The sequence below is a fragment of the Kutzneria kofuensis genome, from assembly GCF_014203355.1.
GTDB lineage: Bacteria > Actinomycetota > Actinomycetes > Mycobacteriales > Pseudonocardiaceae > Kutzneria > Kutzneria kofuensis.
Map to the genome: position 1 here is coordinate 3,029,692 of NZ_JACHIR010000001.1, position 17,487 is coordinate 3,047,178.

14 protein-coding genes are annotated in these 17,487 nt (G+C 71.5%); 6 read left to right on the plus strand and 8 right to left on the minus strand.

Annotation, left to right across the window (positions count from 1 at the left end; translation table 11 throughout):
- Positions 1-36 precede the first annotated feature (36 nt).
- The 3 genes from BJ998_RS13700 to BJ998_RS13710 all read right to left on the minus strand — a co-directional run bounded on the left by BJ998_RS13700 (position 37) and on the right by BJ998_RS13710 (position 4,975).
- Positions 37-2,841: a PKD domain-containing protein gene (locus tag BJ998_RS13700; RefSeq protein WP_184861754.1), complete on the minus strand. Its 2,805-nt coding sequence runs from the start codon at positions 2,839-2,841 to the stop codon at positions 37-39.
- Between the two features lie 119 nt (positions 2,842-2,960).
- Positions 2,961-4,304, minus strand: a complete 1,344-nt coding sequence (locus BJ998_RS13705; RefSeq protein WP_184861756.1) for a sensor histidine kinase — start codon at positions 4,302-4,304, stop codon at positions 2,961-2,963.
- Positions 4,301-4,975, minus strand: a complete 675-nt coding sequence (locus tag BJ998_RS13710) for a response regulator transcription factor (RefSeq protein WP_184861758.1) — start codon at positions 4,973-4,975, stop codon at positions 4,301-4,303. The genes BJ998_RS13705 and BJ998_RS13710 overlap by 4 nt, the downstream gene beginning before the upstream one ends.
- Positions 4,976-5,065: 90 nt before the next feature.
- On the opposite strand from BJ998_RS13710, the gene BJ998_RS13715 reads away from it, so the two are divergent.
- On the plus strand, positions 5,066-5,455 hold the full coding sequence (locus BJ998_RS13715; RefSeq protein ID WP_184861760.1) for a hypothetical protein: 390 nt from the start codon (positions 5,066-5,068) through the stop codon (positions 5,453-5,455).
- 43 nt (positions 5,456-5,498) lie between these two features.
- Complete coding sequence (locus BJ998_RS13720; protein WP_184861761.1) at positions 5,499-6,089, plus strand: hypothetical protein; 591 nt, start codon at positions 5,499-5,501, stop codon at positions 6,087-6,089.
- Here BJ998_RS13720 and BJ998_RS13725 read toward each other — a convergent pair whose 3' ends face one another.
- The 4 genes from BJ998_RS13725 to BJ998_RS13740 form a co-directional block, all read right to left on the minus strand.
- Positions 6,090-6,842 (minus strand): maleylpyruvate isomerase family mycothiol-dependent enzyme, encoded by a 753-nt coding sequence (locus tag BJ998_RS13725; protein WP_184861763.1) that lies wholly within the window; start codon positions 6,840-6,842, stop codon positions 6,090-6,092.
- Positions 6,843-6,859: 17 nt separating this feature from the next.
- Positions 6,860-7,810: a neutral zinc metallopeptidase gene (locus tag BJ998_RS13730; protein ID WP_184861765.1), complete on the minus strand. Its 951-nt coding sequence runs from the start codon at positions 7,808-7,810 to the stop codon at positions 6,860-6,862.
- Positions 7,811-8,099: 289 nt separating this feature from the next.
- Positions 8,100-9,155, minus strand: a complete 1,056-nt coding sequence (locus BJ998_RS13735) for a neutral zinc metallopeptidase (RefSeq protein WP_184861767.1) — start codon at positions 9,153-9,155, stop codon at positions 8,100-8,102.
- Positions 9,156-9,226: 71 nt separating this feature from the next.
- A complete protein-coding gene (locus BJ998_RS13740) occupies positions 9,227-10,033 on the minus strand; it encodes a neutral zinc metallopeptidase (RefSeq protein WP_184861769.1) in 807 nt (268 codons plus the stop codon).
- Between the two features lie 174 nt (positions 10,034-10,207).
- Here BJ998_RS13740 and BJ998_RS13745 point away from each other — a divergent pair, with 174 nt between their 5' ends.
- Complete coding sequence (locus tag BJ998_RS13745; RefSeq protein ID WP_184861771.1) at positions 10,208-11,860, plus strand: DUF2207 domain-containing protein; 1,653 nt, start codon at positions 10,208-10,210, stop codon at positions 11,858-11,860.
- Here the strand turns inward: BJ998_RS13745 and BJ998_RS49155 are convergent.
- Positions 11,802-13,208, minus strand: coding sequence for a M1 family metallopeptidase (locus BJ998_RS49155; protein WP_184861774.1), 1,407 nt, complete (start codon positions 13,206-13,208; stop codon positions 11,802-11,804). The two genes, BJ998_RS13745 and BJ998_RS49155, sit on opposite strands and share 59 nt — an antisense overlap.
- A 125-nt stretch (positions 13,209-13,333) precedes the next feature.
- Here BJ998_RS49155 and BJ998_RS13755 point away from each other — a divergent pair, with 125 nt between their 5' ends.
- From BJ998_RS13755 to nudC, 3 genes are read left to right on the plus strand one after another with little or no spacing between them, the layout of a single operon-like run.
- Positions 13,334-14,617: a M16 family metallopeptidase gene (locus tag BJ998_RS13755; RefSeq protein ID WP_184861776.1), complete on the plus strand. Its 1,284-nt coding sequence runs from the start codon at positions 13,334-13,336 to the stop codon at positions 14,615-14,617.
- Positions 14,614-15,984 (plus strand): M16 family metallopeptidase, encoded by a 1,371-nt coding sequence (locus BJ998_RS13760; protein WP_184861778.1) that lies wholly within the window; start codon positions 14,614-14,616, stop codon positions 15,982-15,984. Before BJ998_RS13755 ends, BJ998_RS13760 begins: the two co-directional genes overlap by 4 nt.
- Positions 15,981-16,949, plus strand: coding sequence for an NAD(+) diphosphatase (nudC, locus tag BJ998_RS13765; RefSeq protein ID WP_184861780.1), 969 nt, complete (start codon positions 15,981-15,983; stop codon positions 16,947-16,949). The genes BJ998_RS13760 and nudC overlap by 4 nt, the downstream gene beginning before the upstream one ends.
- Positions 16,950-17,487 lie beyond the last annotated feature (538 nt).

Here is a 17,487-nt window from a genome sequence, read left to right on the forward strand (position 1 = left end):
GGGGTGGGGGCCGTTGGCCCCCACCCCATCGGGTCGTCAGGCGAAGTAGCCGAACACGTCGGCGACGACGTCGACCGTGCCGGCCAGGTTGTAGAAGTCGACCTTGCCGTCCGGTCCGATCGGCACGATGACCTGCCCCTGGGTGATCTGCCCCGCGCCGAAGTTGAGGTTCGACGTGCTCGGCCGGTCGCCGCTCGGGAACACGGTCAGAAAGCTGCTGGCGGTCGGATTCACCACCGTCACGTTGAGCACTACCGACTTGGCGTACGCCGGCACCGAACCGACACCGGCCACGCTCAGGCCCAGGGTGCCGTTCGGGCCGACCGGCGTCGCGTGGTCTCTGGTATCCAGCAGCCGTGACGGCGCGAGGGGCATGAACGCCGTGCTCGGGGTCTGGGTGGCATACCACTCGTCGAAGGAACCCTCGACATCGGCGATCACGTCGGCGCTGCCGAAGTGGTTGGTGACGTCGATTTTGCCGCTCATCGGCACCGGCACGATCACCAGGTTCGAGGTGGTCTGCCCGGCGCGGTAGTTCAGGTTGGACGCCGTCGGCGTGGGCACGCCGTCCGGCGAGACGGTGAGGAAACTGTCGGTGCTCGCGTTGGTCACCGTCACGTTCAGCACGACCGCCGAGCCGAGGCCCATCACGTTCAGCACCTGGGTCCCGTGGACCGGGGCCTGCGGCACACCGCCCGTGCCGTCACGGGTGTCCATGACCCGACGGGGTTGGACCGTGGTGAGGAAGTTGCCGGTCCGCGCCGCCGGCGACGCCTGGTAGTAGCCCTGCAGGTCGACGACGACGTCCACCGAGCCGCTGTGGTTGGCGATCACAACCTTTCCGTCCGGACCCACCGGCACCGTCACCAGATTGGGCACGGTCTGCCCGGCGCCGAAGTTGACGTTGGACGTGCCGGGGTTGGCTCCGCCACTCGGGTACACGGACAGGAAGCTGTCCGCGGTGGGGCCGGTCGCCGTCACGTTGAGGACCACCGCCGTGACGCCGGTCGTCGGGACGCCATATGTCCCGGTCACCTGCACACTCGTCTGGCCGCCCGGGCCCACCGGGCCGCTGCCGTCCCGCGTGTCCAGCAGCCGCTGCGGTCCGGCGGGGACATAGGCACCACCCACGGTGACCTGCCGCGACGTCGTGGTCGCGTTGCCACCGCCGTCCCGCATGGTCATCGTGATCGTGTAGGTGCCGGGGGTGGCGTAGGTGTAGTCATCGGTGCCGTTGGGGCTCTTGATCACCGGGCTTCCGTCGCCGTGGTCGTAGTCGTACTCGGTGATCGCCCACGGGTCGGTCGAGTCGCGGGCGTCCACGTCCACCGTCAGCGGCCCGACCTGACGTACGGTCAGCTTGGCGACCGGCGGGGCCGGCGTCGTGACCTTGACAAGGTTCGCGGCGTGGCGCGTCACGCCGGCCGGGAGGTTGACCGTCACTTCGGTTTCGTAGCTGGAATCGGACGCGTGCTCGTAGGTGTGCTGGACCGCAAGCGAGCCGGTGGTCACCGGCGCGCTGCCGTCGCCGAACTCGAACGTGTAGGACGGCTGCGTCGACCACGGGTCGTCGACCTCCGCCTTGAGCGTGACCGGCAGCGGGGACGGGCCCTGGGTCGGGGAGACATCGAACTGCTTGAGCTGGAACGGATCCTGGAGCTCCGACGCGCCACGATCGGCGAACCCCGCGCTCGCGTTGGCGGCGAGCGGATCGTCCACGCGAGGGGCGTGGTTCAGGTCGGTCGGGAGCTCACCCGGCGCCGTCGGGTCGCCGGAGTCGATCGCCGGCGAGCCCTCGGCCAGCGCGAGCGTGGCGCTGGCCGCGAACTTCGGGTCGGCGGTCATCTCGTGCACGCCCTGGCCCGAAGCCGAGTGGAAGTCCGCCGATGTCTTGTACCCGACTCCGCCCCAGCTGTACGCGGAGCCCCCCGAGAGGGGGTGCGTCAGGTTGTAGTCGACGACGGTTCCGTCGGTCGAGCCGGCGGCCACCACGATCTCGGCGCTCGACGGGGAGCGGTGCACCTTGCAGTTCGGCTCGTTGGAGACGGTCGCGTCGTTGCTGCCCACGATGTTGTTCTCGACGGTCGCACCCGTGGTGGCGCCGCCGAGCGAGATGCCGGCCACGCAGTTGCCGAACACGGTGTTGCTCGAGACCACGGTGCCCGGAGCGTCAGTGGCGACGACGCCCGGACCGTAGTTGCCCCGGATCAGGTTCGTCGTGACGGTGCTGTCGGTGACACCCTGGCCCACGGAAACGCCGGTGGCGCCCCATCCGGTGATCAGGTTCCGGCTGATAGTGACCGCGCTGCTGCCGTTGGTCAGGCTCACGCCCGCCGTCGGCGCGGTCTCCAGGCCGTGGCCGACGCTGACATAGTTGCTGTCGACGGTCACCCGGCTCGAGTTGTCGATCACGAAGGCGCCGGCCGTGCCCACGGTGTCAAAGGTACTGATGACGATGTCGTGCGACCCCGTCACGGTGAACGCGTGCGGGGCCTGGTAGCCGTCGCTCGTGAAGCCCACCGCAGTCTGGACCGGAGCGCCGAGGAGCTGCTTCACGCTGACGAAGGTGATCGGCGTGCCGGGCGAGCCCGACCTCGTGATGGTCACCGGAGCGTAGTCCCCGGCGTCGACGTGCACGGTCTGCCCCGGTAATGCGACGTCGGCGGCGGCCTGGACGGTGCAGAACGGCTGGTTCTGCGTGCCTGGGCCGGTGTCGAGGCAGGACATGCTGCGCTGAGCGACGTAGAGGTCAGTGGCCGTGGCGGCGTTCGCGGGCACGGCGAGAGCGGCCGAGCTGACGAGCGTGAGCACCAGCGCCGAAGGCGCAAGGCGTCTTGACACGTGCTGTTCTCCCCTAATGCGGTGTCCACAATGGGCACTCGATTCCTGCACCGGTATCGACCATGCGTCGGCCGCCGTTACAGCGGAAAAGAATGTCGGAAAAGTGCCGTTTCTGCAGCTCAGGGCGTTAGAGACGGGAATGCCACGGTTGGGGCGTCGAGGGTGGTCGGCAGGGGCAGCGTGATCCGGAAGACGGCGCCGGGGATGCCTGGGGGCGGCGGCTCGCAGCGGAGGTCGCCGCCGTGGGCGCGGCAGATGCCGCGGGCGATGGGGAGGCCGAGACCGGAGCCACCGGAGGCGCTGGCGCGGGCCTCGTCGAGGCGGACGAGGCGGTCGAAGATCCGTTCGCGGTCGGCGTCGGGGACGCCGGGGCCGGTGTCGGCGACGACGAGGTGGGCGTAGCCGGCGGCGGCGCCGACGGTGAGGGAGACGGAGCCGGAGCCGCCGGTGGCCTGGCGGGCGTTGTTCATGAGGTTGGCGAGCACCTGGGCCAGGCGTTGAGGGTCGCCGGAGACGACGACGGAGGGGCCGTCGACGGAAATGGTGAGCTCGGGGGCGAGCACCCGGGTGCGGTCGGCCTCGGCGTCGGCGAGGTGCCGCAGGTCGACGGGCTCGTGCTGGAGGTCGAGACCGGCGTCGATACGGGCGAGGGCGAGCAGGTCGTCGACGAGGCGGCCGGCACGGCGGGACTCGCGAACGAGCAGCAGGAGCATCCGGTCCCGTTCCTCGGGATCGGTCTCGGGGTTCTGCTGGAGAACGGACTCGGCGACGGCCTGCAAGCCGGCGATGGGGGTGCGCAGCTCGTGCGCGGCGTCGGCGACGAACTGCCGGGTGCGGGACTCGGCCCGGCGGGCCTGCTGTTCGGCGCCTTCCAGCTCGTCGAGCATGTTGTCGAAGGCGGCGGCGGTGCGCCCGAGTTCGGTGTCGGTACGGGCGGGTGCGAGCCGACGGCCCCGGTCGCCGGCGGCGATGGAGCGGGCGAGGGTGGCCATGTGGTCCAGGGGCCGCAGCGCGAACCGCACGATGAAGATCAGGGCGACGGCGGTGACGGCCAACGCGGAGATGCCGACGATGATCAGCAGTCGGCGCAGGTTGGTCTGCGGCCGCGTCTCGGAGTCGGCGAAGAAAGTGATCCGGGTGCCGTTGCGATAGGTGACGGTCCGAGGGGCGGGTGTGGTGGCGGCCTGCGCCATCTTCGGCCCGAGCACGAGACCGCTGGGCTCGGTGATCCGCACGAAGATGTAGCCGCCGAGCGACAGCCGCGCGTACAGCTGCTCCGGTTGGAGGCGCTGCTTCTCCAACTGGTTGGCGAGCTGCACACGGTCCCGGATCAGGTTGGTCTGGTCCTGCACGGTCTGCCGGCTGAACAGCGCGTCGACGACGACCACCAGCGCGATGAGCACGACGGCGAGCGCGACGGTGACCCACAACGTGACCCGAAGGCGGAGCGAGCCGCTCTTCACGCGGCACCGACCCGCAGCACGTAGCCGAGCCCGCGGACGGTGTGCAGCAGCCGGGGACCGTGCGCCTCGAGCTTGCGGCGCAGGGCGCTGACGTGCACCTCGACCAGGTTGGGGTCGTAGTCCTCGTAGCCCCAGACGCTGGTCAGGATCTGGGTCTTGCTGACGACACGGCCGCGCTGCGCGGCCAGGTAGCAGAGCAGCCGCAGCTCGGTGGCGGTGACGTCGACGGTCGCGCCGGCGTAGAGCACGACACCGGAGTCGGCGTCGACGAGCAGGTCGCCGATCTGCACGGCGGACGGCGTGCGGCCGAGCCGGCGCAGCACGGCGCCGACGCGGGCGACCAGCTCGGCGAGCACGAAGGGCTTGAGCACGTAGTCGTCGGCGCCGCCCTCGAGCCCGCGCAACCGGTCGGGCACGCCGTCGCGAGCGGTGAGCATCACGACGCCGGCGTTGCTGGCCCGCCGGATCACCTCCAGCAGCTGGAAGCCGTCCCGGCCCGGCAGCATGATGTCGAGCACGACCAGGTCCGGCCGGAACTGGGCGAGGTCGGCCTCCAGCTCGCGGCCGTCCGGCCGGGCCAGCACCTCGTAGCCGCTGTCACGCAGGGCGGAGCGCACCGCGGCGCGAATCGCCTCGGTGTCCTCGACGATCAAGATCCGGGCGACCGACACGACCCCATTCTGGTCGGCCCGACCGCCGCACGGGTGGCGGCTGGCCGACGTTTCAGCCTCCGCTCAGCTGGGGCCGGGACGGTGGTCGTCATGACGCACTCCCTGACGCGAACCATCGGCGCGCTGGTCCTGACCGCGGCCGCCGGCCTGACCCTCGCGGCGTGCTCGACGGACGCCTCCGGCTCCCCCGCGCCGTCCACCTCCGCGACCGCGCCGTCGAAGAAGGCCAAGCAGCTGCCGGCCGGCGAGAGCCGGGTGACCGGCACGGTGGCCACGGTGTCCGGCGCGCAGCTCGTCGTCACCAAGAAGGACGGCAGCACTGAGACGTTGACCACTGACTCGGCGACGAGGATCCAGGGCGGTCCGCTGCAGCAGGGCCAGCGCGTGACCGCCGTGGTCAAGGGCGCGCAGGCATTGAGCGTGCGCGTCGCGCAGCCGCGGAGCACCAGCGCCGCGCCGACGACGACGCCGACTTCCTGACGGCCTGGGTGCCTCACGGCCGCGTGTCTGGGACGATGGTCGCGTGGCGGCTCGGCAGACCCAGGTGCGATGGGTGCTGATCCTGCTGGTCATCGGGCTGGTCGGGATCGGTGCGGCGGTGCTCGTGTGGTGGCCGACGCTCGGCTTCCCGAACACCGACGCTCCGTCGGCCGTGCACACCAAGGCGACGGTGGTGACCTCGGCGCAGTGTGGCAGCGCGAACGCGCACGACACGGTCGAGGTCACCGTCGACGGCGGCAAGAAACAGGTGCCGCTGGACGGCTGCGGGCAGGCCAAGGGCACATCGCTGGACGTCGTCATCACGGGCGAGAACGGCCAGCTCAGCGCCCATCCGGCCGACGCGGCGCAGGTCGGCGGCAACCGCGACGGCCGGTTGACGGCGGTGCTGCTGTGCCTGAGCGCCGTGGCCGGCGCGCTGTACGCCTACTTAATCCGGTACCAGCCAGTTCCGAAAACCGCTACGGCAGCGCCCGCGCCCGTGATCGGGGCGGACGAGCCGGAGGTCCTGCCCGAGGCGCCCGCCGAACCGGCGGCCGTGACCGACGAGGAGCCGGCCGGCGAGGACGACAAGGTCGAGGAGAACGCGGAGCCGAGCAACACGCCGGCCAGCTGATCACGACCAGCGGACCTGGACCTTGTCGGACCAGAGCGACGCGAGCCCCTCGTCCCCGGTGAGGCCGTGCCAGGGACGGCGGTTCCAGAGCGACAGGTACAGCTCCTCGGCGGTGCCCGCGACGGTGCTATCAGCGTCGACGGGTGCCGGAACACGTGAGGCGACCGGGCGCTCGGGGCCGTAGCGGACGAGCCAGTTGTCGCCGGTGTCGGTGGCGCTGACCAGCACAGACCGTTCCTCGTCGGCGTGCAGCCGGCGGTTGCGGGGCAGGAAGCCGCACAGCATCTCGTCGACTCCGTCGGCGGCCAGCGGGGACGGGATCGGCGAGCGCAGCCCAGCGGCGGCCTCGGCGTCGACGCTGTGGATGGTGGTCTCGTGCGCCTGTCGACGGGCCCAGAAGGACGATCCCGACGGCGCGGTCCGCATGAACTTCCAGCAGTCGAGGTCGGCGGGCGCCGCGGTCAGGACGTCCACCAACCCGGTCACGCCGTCACGGAACCAGGCGATCAGGCCGCCGTCGTCGGGCAGCTCGTCGGCGATGTCGTGCGGCTCGGCGAGATCGATGGGCTCGGTCCGGGCCTGCCCGACGATCGTGGCGGCCCAGCGGTGCACGCCACCGAGGTGCAGCAGCAGGTCCCGAACGACCCAGTCCGGGCAGGTCGGCACGGGTGCGGCCAGGCCGGCCCGCTCCGCGGCGGCGGCGAGCCGCTCGCCCTGGCCGCCGACGGCGGCGATCCACTCACGCGTGTCCATGACCGCGAGCCTGCCACTCAGGCGACGTCGGCGGAGCTGGCCAACCAGGTGTTGCACTGGGCGAGGCTGTTGCGCTGGAAGCCCGAATTCCACCAGCCGCTGGCGTGCTCGTCGGTTCCGTGGTCGCGCGGCGGGCCGTTGTGGTCGCCGCGGTCCTGCGTGGTCTGCGCCTCGTGCGTGATGTTGCCGTCCACGTCGCCACGGCCGGACGTGGACGCCAGGAACATGCCGGAGAAGCACTGCGCCTCGAGTTCGAACCGGCGGGACATCTCCTGGCGGTCGTCGTCGGTGCGCGCGTTGTTGGCCTCCCGCCCGTATGCGGTGTCGATGCCGGACATGTCCTGCACGTGATGCCCGTACTCGTGCGCGAACAACGCGAGGTAGACGCCGGGGTGGGCACCGTACAGATCGGTCTGGATGGCGGCGAAGGGCATGTAGATGGTGTTGTTCGTCGGGCAGTAGAACGCGGCGACCCGGCCGCTGGCGGCGGACTCGGAGCCGCAGGGGCTGTTCCAGGTGGCGCCACCGGGGAAGGCCAGGTTCGCCTCGAAGAACGGCAGGCCGGCGGCCTTCATCACGGGTGCCCACGCGGCGTCCAGGCAGGGCAGCGCGCTGCGGAAGAACCGCTCGGCACCAGCCGGATCGGTCGTCCACCGCGCGAGCTTGCAGGTTGTCGCCGGCAGGCCGCCGACGTCGAACAGCGGATTGTCGGCCAGCCTGGCCACCGGCTGCGGCCCGGCCGGCTGGGTGCTGGTGGCCGGCGGTCGGGACGTCTGCCGGCTGGTCGTCGGCAAGGGCGTGGTCGTGGTCCGGTGCGTGGTGGTCCGCTTCGGCGACGTGGTGGCTGTCGTCGGTTCGGGCGTCCACGTCGTGGTCGCCGAGGCGCCGGAGTTGGCCGCGGGCTGGGAGCCGCCGAAGTGGCTCAGGCCGATCGCCGCAATGACGACCAGGACGACCGCCACCAGCACGATCGCCACGATGGGGCCGCGCGAAGGCCGCCTTGGTGGCGGCTGGCCGTGCCAAGCGCTCGTTGGTGGCGGCATCACTGGTGCTACGACGGGCGGCCGCGACCAGTTCACCGGCGGCGGTGCGACCGGCGGAGGCGGTGGGTAGCCCGGCGCGTACGGACTGCCGGGCGGATACGGACTGGGCACCGGCGGCGGCAGCGGGCGAGCCGACGGGACCTGTGGCGGCACGCCGCCGTAGCCGGGTTGCCAGCCGGGCGGCTGGGTCACTGACGTTCTCCCCCTGGATGAGTCACTGCACGTCGGCGCTGCTGGCCACCCAGGTGTTGCACTGGGCGACCGTCTTCTTCACGAAGCCCTGGGTCCACCACGCCGACGCGTGCTCGCTGGTGCCGTGGTCGCGGCGCTCGCCGGGCTGGTCGCCGCGGTCCTGCGTGTTCTGGGCGTCGCGCGCGACGGTGTTGTCGACGGAGCCGCGGCCGGCAGCGGCGGCGAGGAACAGCCCGGAGAAGCACTGCGCCTGCAGCTCGATCCGGCGGGACACCTCGAGGCTGGCGGGGCTGTCGGGGTCGACGCCGTCGTATTCCTGTTTGTGGGCGGCCGTCAGCACGCCGCTGAGGTCCTGCACGAAGTGGCCGTACTCGTGCGCGAACACGGCGAGGTAGGCGCCGGGCCGGTTGCCGATCTCGTCGGTCTGCAGCCCAGACATCGGCATGTACAGCGTCTGGTCGCCGTTGCAGTAGAACGCCGCGGCCTCTTCCTGCGACACGGAGCCGCAGGGGCTGCTCCACGTCTTGCCGCTGGGGAACGCCAGCTTCGGCTCGTGGAACGGCAGGTTCACGGACTGCAGCACGGGCTGCCACGCCCGGTCCAGGCACGGCAGCGCCGCGGTGAAGTACGCGTTCGACGCGGCCGGCACGGACTGCCAGCGTGGCAGCGTGCAGGTCACCGGTCCGGGCCCGGCGGCGGTGAACAGCGGGTTGTCGCCGAGCTTGTCGACGCCGCCGTCGGTGCTGCCGGCGCCGGGCGAGTTCGTCGGCACGGAGGTCGGCAGGTTGGTCGGTGTCGGCGCGGTGCGCTGCCGGCTGCGGCCGTGCCCGCTCAGGCCGATCACGGCGACGCCGAGTACCACGAGTCCGATCAGGAACAGCGTGACGAACGGGCGCCGCGAAGGCCGCCTTGGTGGCGGAGGCGGCGGGTAGGGCGACAGTCGCTGCGGCGGACCCAGCGGACCGTGGGCGTGTACCGGCGGCGGCATGACGGGCCGTGCCGGCGGCATCGGATAGGGGTTGTAGCTGGGCGGCGGCTGCTGGCCGTAGTACGGGTTGGGCGGGGGCGGCGGCTGCATTCGCGGCGGGTACGGGCTTGGGAGCGGCGGCGGCAACGGGCCCTGCGGCACGTTGCCGGAGTTCCACGGATTCAACTGACGTCCCCCTGCGGCGCCGACCACGTGTTGCACGCGGCGGTCTTGTTCTCCTGGTACCCGATCTGCGCCCACCGACCCTGGTGCGCCGCGGTGCCGTGGTCCTTCTCGCCGCCACCGTCGGCGAACGCGGCGGCGCCGTCGCCGGCCATCGACCGGCTGATCGAGCCACGGCCGGCAACGCTGGCGAGGAACATACCGGCGAAGCAGTTCGCCTGCAGCTCTAACCGGCGAGAAAGCTCCAGCCCGGCCTCGGTGTCGCGGCCGGCGCTCTGCTCGCGGCGAGATTCGGCGAGCAGGATGCCGCTCATGTCCTGCACGTGGTGCCCGTACTCGTGGGCGAGCACACCGAGCACCACCGCCGGGATGCCGTCGGTGCCGTCGAGCACGGACTCCACGGGCATGTGCAGCTCGTTGTCGGCGCCGCAGTAGAACGCGACCGGGGTGCCGTCGCCACGTGAGCGGCACGAGCCGGAGTTGTCGTCCATGGTCAGCTTCGTCGGCTCGAACGGCATGTTCAGCTCGGTGATGACCGGCTTCCACGCGGCGTCGAGACAGGTGAGCTCCGCCGTCAGGTACGCGCGTAACTGCTCCACCGCGCGGCCGAACTTGGGGAGCGTGCACGTGTTCTGCGCGAGCGACGTGGAGTAGGTCAGCAGCGGGTTGGTCGCCAGGGCCACGACCTGTCGCGGCGCCTCCGGCTGCGCGACACCGGCGACCGCCTCGGTCGGACGGAAGTAGTCGACGCCGAACACAAGCGCCAGCACGAGTCCCAGAGCACCGAGCGAGACGAACCGTTCCACGGGTGTCCGCTGTGGAATCCGTTTCGGAGTGGCACTCGGAAGATGACCGGGTTCCCGCAGTGGATCGTCGAACGCGCCCCGGTTGTCCATCTACGCCCTCTGCTCGTGGGCCGCATTCGCCCCGATCGTGGATATCGCCGCAAGGATAGGCGGGCTGCACTATTGTCCGCTCCCGTGTTCACCAACTGGGGCCTGGCCGTGGCCACCCTCACGTTCTCCGCAGGCGCGCTGTTCGCCCCGCACGCCGCGGCGCCGGCCGACGGCGGCGTGCAGTCGCAGGTCGCGCTGAAGGTCGAGCGGGACGGCAAGCTCACGGTCAGCGAGAAGGTCACCGTGCCGGCCGGCAGGTCCGCGAACCGGACCGCGCCGCTGCGGCTGACCGCAGGCCCCGACACCGAACGCGTGTACACCGTCGCGCAGGCGAAGGTGACCGGGAACGGCAGCGTGTCGGCGGACGACCAGAACCTGACGGTGCACCTGGGCGCGGGCGAGTCGACCGTCAGCTACGTGGTCGACGGCGCCGTCGCGGACCAGGGGTCGCACGAGGACGTGCGCTGGCAGGTGGCCAGCGGTTGGGACGTGACGATCGATCGGCTCACGGTGTCCGTGGTGACGCCGGCTGAGCCACAGTCCATCACCTGCCTGGCGGGCGATCCGGACTCGACGACCGCGTGCGGGCTGTCGCAGATCGGCGAGGGCGGCGTGCCGACCGCCGAGCAGGACACGCTGACGCCCGGCCAGCGTGTCGACTTCGCGGTCGGCCTGCCGAACGGCACGGTGCCGGTGAACGAGCGCGTGGAGGCGACCAACGCGCTGGCGTCGGCGTTCGCGCTGACCCCGGAGACCGGCATCGGCCTGCTGGTGCTGGTCGTGCTGCTGCTGGCGGGCCTCGGTCTGCTCTGGTATGCCCGCGGCCGCGACGCGAAGGCGCTCGCCGGTGACGTGGGTGCGGTGGAGGTGCTGGCCAAGGACACGGGCGGCCGCGTGGCGTTCGCCTCCCCCGACGGCGTGCTGCCGGGCCAGGTCGGCACCGTGATCGACGAGCACGTGGACGTCGTGGACGTGACGGCGACCGTCATCGACCTGGCCGTGCGCAACTACCTGTGGATCGACGAGGTGCCCGGCGACGGCGTGCTCGACTGGCGCATCGTGCGCCGCAACCCGGCCGACGACTCGCTCACGGCGTACGAGAAGGCGGTGTACTCGTCGCTGCTCGGTGACGCCGACCAGGTGCAGCTGTCGCAGCTGCGCGGCAAGGGCGTGGACCTCACGGCGGTGCGCAACGCGCTGTACTCGGACGTCGTGGCCAAGGAGTGGTTCGCGCGCCGGCCCGACACCGAGCGCAGCCGCTGGTGGTGGGGCGGCATCGGCATCGTGGCGCTCGGCATCGTGCTCACGGTGGTGCTGGCGTTGACGATCGGCCACGCGCTGCTCGGCCTCGCCGTGGTCATCGCGGGCGCGGCGCTCGCCGCGGGCTCGCGGTCCATGCCGGCGCGCACCCGGCGCGGCAGCGCGTTGCTGCACCAGGTGCGCGGTCTGCTGACGTACCTGACGACCGTGTCGCCCACGGACATCCCGGACAGCGACCGGGAGATGGTGTTCTCCCGGTCGCTGCCGTACGCGGTCGTGCTGGGCGAGACCGACCGGTGGCTGGCGGCGTTCCGCGGCCTCGACCCGGACGCCGACGGCACACCCGGCCTGTACTGGTTCGGCGAGGCGGAGCAGGCCCGCGACCTGGACCGCTTCGCGACCCGGTTCCCGGCGTTCCTCAGCTCCCTGGACGGGGTGCTGGCGCAGAGCGGTCACCTTCGCTCGTTGAAGGCTTAGGCGTCCAGTCCGGGTGGCCCGGCATCGGCGGCGTGGTGCTGCCGTACAGCCAGTCCCGCAGGAACGGGCCCAGGTCCTTGCCGCCGACGCTCGTCGCCACCCTGATGAAGTCGGCGCTGGTGGCGGAGCCGTCGCGGTAGCGGTCCAGGTAGGTGTCGACGATGCGGTGGAACACCTGGTCGCCGACCTTCTCGTGCAGCGCGTAGACCACCAGCGAGCCCTCGCCGCGGCCGACCCCCAGCAGCACGTCCGGCCGGGTCGGGTTCGCCGGCGTGATGCCCAGGGACCGCGCCTTGGGATCCAGCACCTCGTACGCCCACCTGAACGCGTCCGCGAGGGACTGGCCGCCGTGCTCGGCGCTGTAGAGGTGGTCGAAGTAGCTCGCGAAGCCCTCGCTGAGCCAGATGTCGTTCCAGTCGGCGATGCCGGCGGAGTCGCCGAACCACTGGTGCGCCAACTCGTGCACGACCACGTAGCCGTTCTCCGGCCTGGTGAGCGCGTCCGCCTCGAACACGGGCAGTGTCTGCGTCTCCAGGGCGTCCGTCTGCATCGGCCGGGTCGCGGCGCCGAGCACGCCGACCGTCTCGAACGGGAAGGGGCGGCCGATGCGCTCCTGGAGCCAGTCCAGGAAGCTCGGCAGCTGGTCCAGCATCGGCTTGGCGGCGGCCGGATCCGGCACCGCGCTGCGAAGTGGGAGGCCGTTCGGTCCGGTTCCCGCAACCAAGGCGTACTTGCCGGCGGCCACCTGTGCGAGCTGGGGCGCGAAGGGATGCGACGAGGCGTAGGTGAAAGTAGATGCGGTTTTCGTGTCGTGACGTGAGACAAGGGGGCCATTCGCCACAGCGGTCCAGCCGGCCGGGACCGTCACGTGGAACGTGAAGTACGCCTTGTCTTCGACGGCGTCGTTGCAGGGGAAGAAGAGGTGGGCGCGGTCGGGCTGCCCGAACCACGCGAAGCCGCCGTCGGGGCTGTTCGCCCAGCCCGCGGTGTCGTCCACGGGCGAGGGCACCTTGGCGGCGCGGTCGGCGGTGAAGTCGACGGTCACGGTGAACGGGCCCCGGATCGCCGCCGCCGGTTCGACGACCAGCTTCTGCTTGTCCAGGTGATACGCGGCGTCGCGGCCGTCGACCTGGACCTTGCCGACCGTGCCGCCGGCGTAGTCGAGCCGGAACTCGGACAGTCGCCGATCGGCGACGGCGGTGATCCGGGCGATGCCGGGCAGTAGCGAGGTGCTCGGGTCGACGTCGTAGGTGAGGTCGTAGGCGGCGACCTGGTAGCCGTCGTTGCCGAGATCGGGCAGCACCGGGACGGGAGTCGGTGTGACCGCGGACACAGCGAGTGCGGTCACCGCGGCCATGCTTGACAAGCTCATGCGGCAACAATCGCCAGTTCAGCCGTAGGCGGACATCGCACCAGGGGTTGATCACCACGGTACGACCGGGGGCTGACCTCGCGAGGTCGTAGTCTCTTCTCATGGCCGCACCGGAACTGCACAGGTTCACTCTCCCCAACGGCCTGCGCGTGGTGCTCGCCCCCGACCGCACAGCCCCCGTGGTCGGCGTGAGCGTGCATTACGACGTGGGCTTCCGCTCCGAGCCCGAGGGCCGGACGGGGTTCGCGCACCTCTTCGAGCACCTGATGTTCCAGGGCAGCGAGAGCCTGGAGAAGCTGGCGCACTTCCGGCACGTGCAGTCGTCGGGCGGCACATTCAACGGCTCCACGCACCCGGACTACACCGACTACTTCGAGACGCTGCCGTCGGCGGCGCTGGAGCGGGCGCTGTTCCTGGAGGCGGACCGGATGCGGGCGCCGCGGATCACCCAGGAGAACCTGAACAACCAGATCGACGTGGTCAAGGAGGAGATCCGGCTGCGGGTGCTGAACACCCCGTACGGCGGATTCCCGTGGATCTGGCTGCCGCCGGTGCTCTACTCGACCTTCCCCAACGCGCACAACGGCTACGGCGACTTCACCGAGCTGGAGCAGGCCAATCTGGACGACTGCGCCCAGTTCTTCGACACGTACTACGCGCCGGGCAACGCGGTGCTGACGGTGGCCGGTGACTTCGCCGTCGCGCACGCGACCGAGCTGGTGAACAAGCACTTCGGCGACGTGCCGGCGCGGCCGACGCCGGCGCGGCCGTCGTTCGCGGAGCCGCACCCGCAGGGCGAGCAGCGTGCCGTGCACGAGGACCCGCACGCGCCGCTGCCGGCCCTCGCGGTGGGCTACCGCCTGCCGGACCCGGGCACGGACCTGGACGGCTACCTGGCGAACGTGGTGCTGGCGGCGGTGCTGTCCGACGGCGACGCCTCGCGGCTGCAGCAGCGCATGGTGCACCGCGAGCCGCTGGTCACCGACATCTCGGTCGGCGCCGGCCTGTTCGGGCCGCTGGACGCGCGTGACCCCGACACGTTCACGGTGACCGCCATGCACTCCCCCGAGGTGTCCGAGGACCGGATCCTCGGCGTGCTCGACGACGAGCTGGAGAAGCTGGCCGCGACGGGGCCGCAGGAGGACGAGCTGGCGCGCGTGGCCGCGCGGTGGGCGGCGTCGATGCACCGCGAGCACGACCGCATCACCTCCCGCACGCTCTCGTTCGGCGCCTCGGAACTGCTGCACGGCCGCGCCGAGCTGGCCTCGGAGCTGCCGGAGCGGATCCGTGCCGTCACCACGGAGCAGGTGGCGGCCGCCGCCAAGGCCCTGCGGCCGGATTCCCGGGCCGTGCTCGTCGTTCCCGCCGCCGGAGGCAACAAGTGACCACCACCAGCTACCGCACGGCCGAGCAGATCGGCCACACCGAGCAGGGGCCGCGCCCGCTGCCGGCGCTCGGCGAGCAGACCGCGGCCGCGCAACCGTCCCTTGTGGACACCGTGCTGCCCAACGGGCTGCGGGTCATCGCCGTGCGCAAGGAATCCGTGCCGATGGTGGAGGTGCGGCTGCGCATCCCGTTCGCCGGCACAGAGCGGCTGCACTCGGCGCGCGCCGAGGTGCTGGCCAACACGCTGCTGACCGGCACCGAGCGCCGTGACCGCGCGCAGTTCGACACCGACCTCGCAGCGGTGGGCGGTGACCTGTCCTCCGTGGTCGACCCGGAGCGGCTCAGCGTCGGCGGCAGCGCCCTGGCCAGCGGCCTGGACGTGCTGTTGGACGTCCTCGCGGACGCGCTGACCGGTGCGGTGTACCGGGACGAGGAGGTGGCCCGCGAGTCGGAGCGCCTGGTCGAGCGCATCACCATGGCGCGGTCGCAGCCCAGCGTGATCGCGCGGGAGGCGCTGCAGAAGCACCGCTACGGCGACCACCCGTTCGCCAAGGAGATGCCGGAGGCGGCGGAGATCGGCGAGGTGACGCCGGAGCAGGTGCGTGCCCTGCACAAGGCGTCCGTGCTGCCGCGGGGCTCGCTGCTGGTGCTCGTCGGCGACATCGACCCGGACGCCGCCGTGGCGACCGTGGGCACCGTGCTGTCCGGCTGGCAGTCCGACGCGAGCGCCGTGGAACTGCCGGCGCTGCCGGTGTTGACGCCCGGCGACGTGCGGCTGGTGCACCGCCCCGGCGCCGTGCAGTCGCAGATCCGGCTGTCCGCGCAGACCTTGCCGCGCACGGACCCCGGGTACTCGGCGCTGCAGGTGGCGAACCTGGTGTACGGCGGCTACTTCTCCTCGCGGCTGGTGGAGAACATCCGTGAGGACAAGGGCTACACCTACGGCGCGCACTCGTACTTCGAGTTCACCAAGGACAACGCGACCGTGCTGGTCGAGGCCGACACCGCCAGCGGCGTGACGCCGGCGGCGTTCTGGGAGACCCGGTACGAGCTGGGCCGACTGGTGCTGTCGCCGCCGAGCGCGTCCGAAGTGGACAACGCGCGGCAGTACGCGATCGGTTCGCTGCTCACCTCCACCTCGTCGCAGGCGGGGCTGTGCGCGACGCTGGCCGCGCTCGGCGCGCTGGGCCTGTCCTACGAGTGGCTGCGCGACCAGCCGATGCGGATCGCCGACGTGACCGTGGAACAGGTGACCGAGGCGGCCGAGAAGTACTTCGCGCCGACGAAGTTCACCGGCATCGTGGTCGGCGACGCGGACGTGCTGGCGCCGCAGTTCCGGGCGATCGGCGGCGTGGTGCTCCCGTGACCGCCTGCACCACGTCGGCCGGGTTCCAGCTCGACGAACTGCCGGCGCTGTCTCGCACTGCCGTGCCCCGCAACGATGTGCTGCGGGACGACGCCGAGCAGCTGGCGCGACTGTGGCCGACGGCGCGTTTGCTGCCCGTCGACCGCCGCGGCCGGGCGCCGATGCGGCGCTCCGGCGACGTGCCGGTGCTGGAGTTCCGGTCCACGGAGCCGCTCGGCCCGGTGCCGCCCGTGGATGCCGTGTTGCTCGGCGAGCAGGACGGCGTCTGCTACTGGGCCGTGCGCGCCGAGCCCGACGGCCCCGTGCAGGAGGGCATGGGCTGGGACGCGACACTGCCGGACACCGACGAGCCGGTGTGGCAGGACCTGCGGTTGGCCGGTGGCCTGCTCAGCGCCGAGGACGCCGGGCTGCTCACCACCGCCGTGGCCGTGCTCAGTTGGCACGACAATGCCGGGTTCTGCGCGAAGTGCGGTTCACGGACGGAGTCGAAGCGGGCCGGGTGGGCGACGCACTGCACCGGCTGCGGGCGTGAGGAATACCCGCGCACCGACCCCGCCGTGATCTGCCTCGTGCACGACGGCGGCGACCAGGTTTTGCTGGCGCGCCAACCGATCTGGCCGCCCGACCGGTACTCAGTGCTCGCCGGCTTCGTCGAGGGCGGCGAGTCGCTCGAGGCGTGCGTCGTACGGGAGATCTGCGAGGAAGTCGGCATCACCGTCGAGTCCGTGCGCTATCTCGGCAGCCAGCCGTGGCCGTTCCCACGGTCGCTCATGGTCGGCTTCAGCGCCATCGGCGACCCGAGCAAGCCCCTGGTGCTCGCCGACGGCGAGATCGAGAACGCCCGCTGGGTCCACCGCGACGAGGTCACCGCCGCTCTCGCCGCCGGTGGCACCGGCCCCGGCCTGATCCTGCCCGGAGTCACGTCCATCGCCCGCCGCATGCTGGAGTCCTGGGCCAAGGGCTGACAGCTCGACAGGCCATGGGCAGCCCGGGCCGAGGGGCCGGTTGTCCGGCCTGTCAGCGACAAATCGGATCGAATGGCCGGTTCCACCGTCGGAACCGGCCATTCGGCCGAGTCGGGCACTGTCCGTTGTGGAATATCGTCCTTCAGTCTGAACAGCTCCCGACTTTCGTTGGTTGACCCCGCAACGCCCGCCACAAAGAGTGGTCTGGCACGGGATTACAGCGATGTTCGGAGTTGTCGGAGATGCGTTCGAGCCCACTGGCCGCGGTCGTGCCCCACCTGGGCGACTTCACCCGGTTCGCCAACGCCGGCGACTCGCTGCAGGCGTTCCCGTACAGCCACACCGTCAGGTGATGCCCGGCGCGGGCGGCGCCTACCTGCCGCTGGGGTTCAGGTAGGGCCGCCCGCGCCGCTTGTCGGACAAGGAAAGAAGGGGGGCCGGCGGACCACCCGCACCGGCCGCCGGCAGGAAGATGCGGGCGGGGTTCGGCCCGTGAACACGAAGAAGGGGCGGAGGCCGCTCGGCTTCCGCCCCTTCT

Bases quoted from the DNA above. Each gene is read 5' to 3' on its own strand.
- BJ998_RS13725 (WP_184861763.1), bottom strand. From the start codon at position 6,842: ATGGACACGCGTGAGTGGATCGCCGCCGTCGGCGGCCAGGGCGAGCGG.
- BJ998_RS13755 (WP_184861776.1), top strand. From the start codon at position 13,334: ATGGCCGCACCGGAACTGCACAGGTTCACTCTCCCCAACGGCCTGCGC.
- BJ998_RS13715 (WP_184861760.1), top strand. From the start codon at position 5,066: ATGACGCACTCCCTGACGCGAACCATCGGCGCGCTGGTCCTGACCGCG.
- BJ998_RS13735 (WP_184861767.1), bottom strand. From the start codon at position 9,155: ATGCAGCCGCCGCCCCCGCCCAACCCGTACTACGGCCAGCAGCCGCCG.